Here is a 3,125-nt window from a genome sequence, read left to right on the forward strand (position 1 = left end):
GCTTGATGTGTTAGAAGCGTGCGGGGCGATAGCGGTGATTCCACCGAAGCGCAACCGCCTGGTCCAACGCGCTTACGACAAGGAATTGTATAAAGCGCGCCATCTGATTGAAAACTTTTTCTCGAAGATCAAGCAGTTCAGAGCGATTGCCACCCGATATGACAAGCTGTCTCGCAACTTTCTCACCGGTGTGCACTTGGCCTCAGCATGCGTCCTGCTTAATTGATGACAGGCCCTAATTTTTGAGTGTTAGAAGCTGTGTTCCTCTAGGTGAGCGAAGAGCCATCCACCCTATAAGCCGTGCAGCTGTCCACTCATAGTCTCCACTTGTAATGATTCGGCCGGTTTCGACTTCTGTGCCTGTGTATATTTTTGCAATTTTTTTGGACAATACACAATACATCTGGCGAGGATTTCAGGGAAATGAATCGATCATTTGGATCGCCACCCCCATCCCATATCACTTTTGATATGCTATTACCGATGTCTTTCAGATAAGGGCGTGTCTTGGTGAGCATCCGTCTCGCCATCCAACCTGTCATTTCAACCTTGATCCATGGAATGCCCTTTTTGATCTGTTGTGTAGATGATATTCGAGTGATCGGGGAGACGTTTTGTTCAAAAGCTGTTGCCAGAAGCCGACCGCTTGGTTGGGATCTGACGTTCACCCCATCCGGACCTTTGTACACAACCACGTAATTCCGTTCTAGTATAGGCTTGCTTATATTTTTTTCGGCTGATCTAGCATTGGGATGCGAATTATTTTTCGGCAATGACAGTTTATGAATCGGTACCACGGGTTGAGTGTTTGTGGCTGTCTTGACTTCGGGGTTTGGAGTTGAAGCATTCTGCTTCGCTTCCGAAGCGGCCACTATCGCATTTGCATAGTGATGGTCGTAAACAGCATACGACGCTGCTATTACAGCAGACATCATAACCGGAAAAGCTATGAGAGGATGGTCACCCCAGTTTTTCCAAGACATACTTGATCCTTCAATGAAAAAATGCGAGTGCAAGCCAAATCAATGTCAGGTATTTCCTAGCTGGCGCCGATGTAGAGAGCTGCGTGGGGCTAACGTTGATAATCCCGGAGCTTCGGCGCACAAAAGTGATCGATTTGAGTCGTCCCAGAAGTAAGGTTGGAGCATTTCACAGATGTCAAGTCCCTGAAGATTGTACTGGGCAGCGAGACCTTGTTCGGCAATGTGGGCGCTTGCAGTTCGCGACTGATCGCTGGGGTAATGCGCGCGTTCTTGTGCAGACGGATTTCCATCGGCAATCAGTTCCAGGGCTGTGGACTGTTCTGCGAGCGACGGCTTCGTTTGCCCTATGCTTTAGCGCATCTCGTTACACACATTTCCGCTGATCTGTTCATAAGCTTCTGATTTATATAGATAGGCGCTTTTGGGATAATCAGGCGAAATCAATTGCTTACAGACTTATGTGTAATGGTATGGCTTTAGCGCCTTGCGGGCTCGGAACAAAGGATAGCTCCGTTGAGTAACATAATTACACGGGACGTAATGCGCAGGCGGATTTCATCAGAATGTGTGTGTCGCCCCAGGCTTCATTGCAGGCGGATCGGCGTTGCACGTCAGCGAAAAGAGAGCTAGCCTGATTCCGTACATCATCCGTACTTGAGCGGGACTTAGGCATGCCATCTGTTCTTGAGCGCATCGACTTGCGCACCTCTGCGGAGACGAAAGCGCTGATTGCCCGCGCGGCGGCAACGGCGGGGATGTCGGTGAGTGCCTTTCTCTTGAGTGCAGCGCAAGAGCGCGCCAAGGCGGTGCTGAGCGAGGTGGAATCTCTGACCTTGAGTCCGCGTGATTGGGAGGCCTTCGTTACCGCGCTCGACAATCTCGACCAGCCGCGCCCCAAGCTCGCCGCAGCTATGGAACGCTACCGCGCCTGGCGCTCCGAGCAAACGGACACTTGAGCGCACGCTGAGGATGCGCATCGAGCCCTTGGCGGCCCATCACGACCGGCGTCATTTCGCGTGTGGTGAGGTTGAGCTGGACCATTACCTGCGCCGCTTCGCGCGCCAGCATGCCACCGCCAACGTGAGCCGAACCTATGTGGCGGCCGAGGGGGCGACGGTGCTGGGGTTCTACAGCCTGGCGATGGCGGCCATCCTCAAGGACCAGCTTCCTGCGGCCTATGCCACGCGATTTCCCCGTTTCCCTCTCCCTGTCGCACGCCTGGCCCGCCTTGCGGTCGATCGACAGCAGCAAGGGCAGGGTCTGGGCGAACTGCTGCTGATGGATGCGCTGCAGCGGTGCGCTCGGTTGGCCGAGGAGATTGGGATGATTGGCGTCATCGTCGACGCCAAGCACGAACGGGCGCGTGGCTGGTACGAACGCTATGAATTCGAACGCTTCCCGGATGCTCCACTGACATTGTGGCTGCCGACCGGGGCGATCACGCCGCTGTGAGCGAAAGGCTCGGCGGTGAAGGCGTAGCCGGGGCTGCGAGCGACGCAGTCTGCCCGCAGACGATTAAGCCCTTATTGGTCGCCCGGCGGTTGTTCCGATGCGGGCTCGGTGGCATTCGGCCCGGGTGCCGCCCTGTTCCAGGGCTGCGCGCACCGAATCCTATTACCGAAGCGGGCGTAGACGGCGGTGGTCTACTGGTTGGTTGCCGCTCACCCTCGCCTGCATCCTTCTTCGAGCGCGGATTGCGGCCAGGGAGAATGTATGGGTGGCCGTCTTCGCGTGGAATTTCGCGTAGGAGTGCCAGGGCAGGGGAGGACAACGGGACGTAGTGGCCTCGACCCGCCTGGGTGTCGGGAAGTTTCAGCTCGGCTATATCGGCTGCTGCTTTCCCAGCAGTAAAGACATAGCTTTTTCCTCGGACCTTGGTTCCATGTCGCTACGGTTGCCGAGGATGGATGACCGGCTCAGGGTCTGTGTGTCCGATGTATAAAGTGGACCCCATGTCCAGGACAGTTTTCCCCCGAATTTAAGTTGTACTGGCCACCTCAATCGCAGCGGTTTGGCGCTGCCCCAGTGTTGTCTCGCCGAAGCGATCGACGATCTTGGCCCACCCCGTTTCCCGATCGGTAGACCGCATCAGGCGTGAGGTACCCCAGGGGATTGGGTGGGGGCGCTCTCCGTTGTAGAAGG

At 55.6% G+C, this 3,125-nt stretch carries 4 protein-coding genes and 1 pseudogene; 3 read left to right on the forward strand and 2 right to left on the reverse strand.

What is annotated here, in order from left to right:
• On the forward strand, positions 1 to 226 hold a 226-nt coding region (locus THIDRDRAFT_RS22975; protein ID WP_007043333.1), incomplete at its 5' end, for an IS5/IS1182 family transposase.
• Positions 227 to 314: 88 nt separating this feature from the next.
• Here THIDRDRAFT_RS22975 and THIDRDRAFT_RS26005 read toward each other — a convergent pair.
• Both THIDRDRAFT_RS26005 and THIDRDRAFT_RS27435 read right to left on the reverse strand, forming a co-directional pair.
• Complete coding sequence (locus THIDRDRAFT_RS26005; RefSeq protein ID WP_007043334.1) at positions 315 to 983, reverse strand: hypothetical protein; 669 nt, start codon at positions 981 to 983, stop codon at positions 315 to 317.
• Positions 984 to 1,169: 186 nt separating this feature from the next.
• A pseudogene (locus THIDRDRAFT_RS27435) lies at positions 1,170 to 1,273 on the reverse strand (IS481 family transposase); the annotation flags it as partial.
• Positions 1,274 to 1,654: 381 nt separating this feature from the next.
• Between THIDRDRAFT_RS27435 and THIDRDRAFT_RS22985 the strand changes: the two are divergent.
• Together THIDRDRAFT_RS22985 and THIDRDRAFT_RS22990 are read left to right on the forward strand one after the other, a co-directional pair.
• Positions 1,655 to 1,939 carry a type II toxin-antitoxin system TacA family antitoxin gene (locus tag THIDRDRAFT_RS22985; protein ID WP_007043335.1) on the forward strand — a complete coding sequence of 95 codons (285 nt, stop codon included), beginning with the start codon at positions 1,655 to 1,657 and terminating at the stop codon, positions 1,937 to 1,939.
• A 13-nt stretch (positions 1,940 to 1,952) separates the two neighbouring features.
• A complete protein-coding gene (locus THIDRDRAFT_RS22990) occupies positions 1,953 to 2,435 on the forward strand; it encodes a GNAT family N-acetyltransferase (protein WP_007043336.1) in 483 nt (160 codons plus the stop codon).
• The last annotated feature ends 690 nt before the right edge of the window (positions 2,436 to 3,125 follow it).

The sequence above is a fragment of the Thiorhodococcus drewsii AZ1 genome, from assembly GCF_000224065.1.
Lineage (GTDB): Bacteria > Pseudomonadota > Gammaproteobacteria > Chromatiales > Chromatiaceae > Imhoffiella > Imhoffiella drewsii.

Coding starts and splice junctions, on each gene's coding strand:
- THIDRDRAFT_RS22990 (WP_007043336.1), top strand. CDS start 1,953: ATGCGCATCGAGCCCTTGGCGGCCCATCACGACCGGCGTCATTTCGCG.
- THIDRDRAFT_RS26005 (WP_007043334.1), bottom strand. CDS start 983: ATGTCTTGGAAAAACTGGGGTGACCATCCTCTCATAGCTTTTCCGGTT.
- THIDRDRAFT_RS22985 (WP_007043335.1), top strand. CDS start 1,655: ATGCCATCTGTTCTTGAGCGCATCGACTTGCGCACCTCTGCGGAGACG.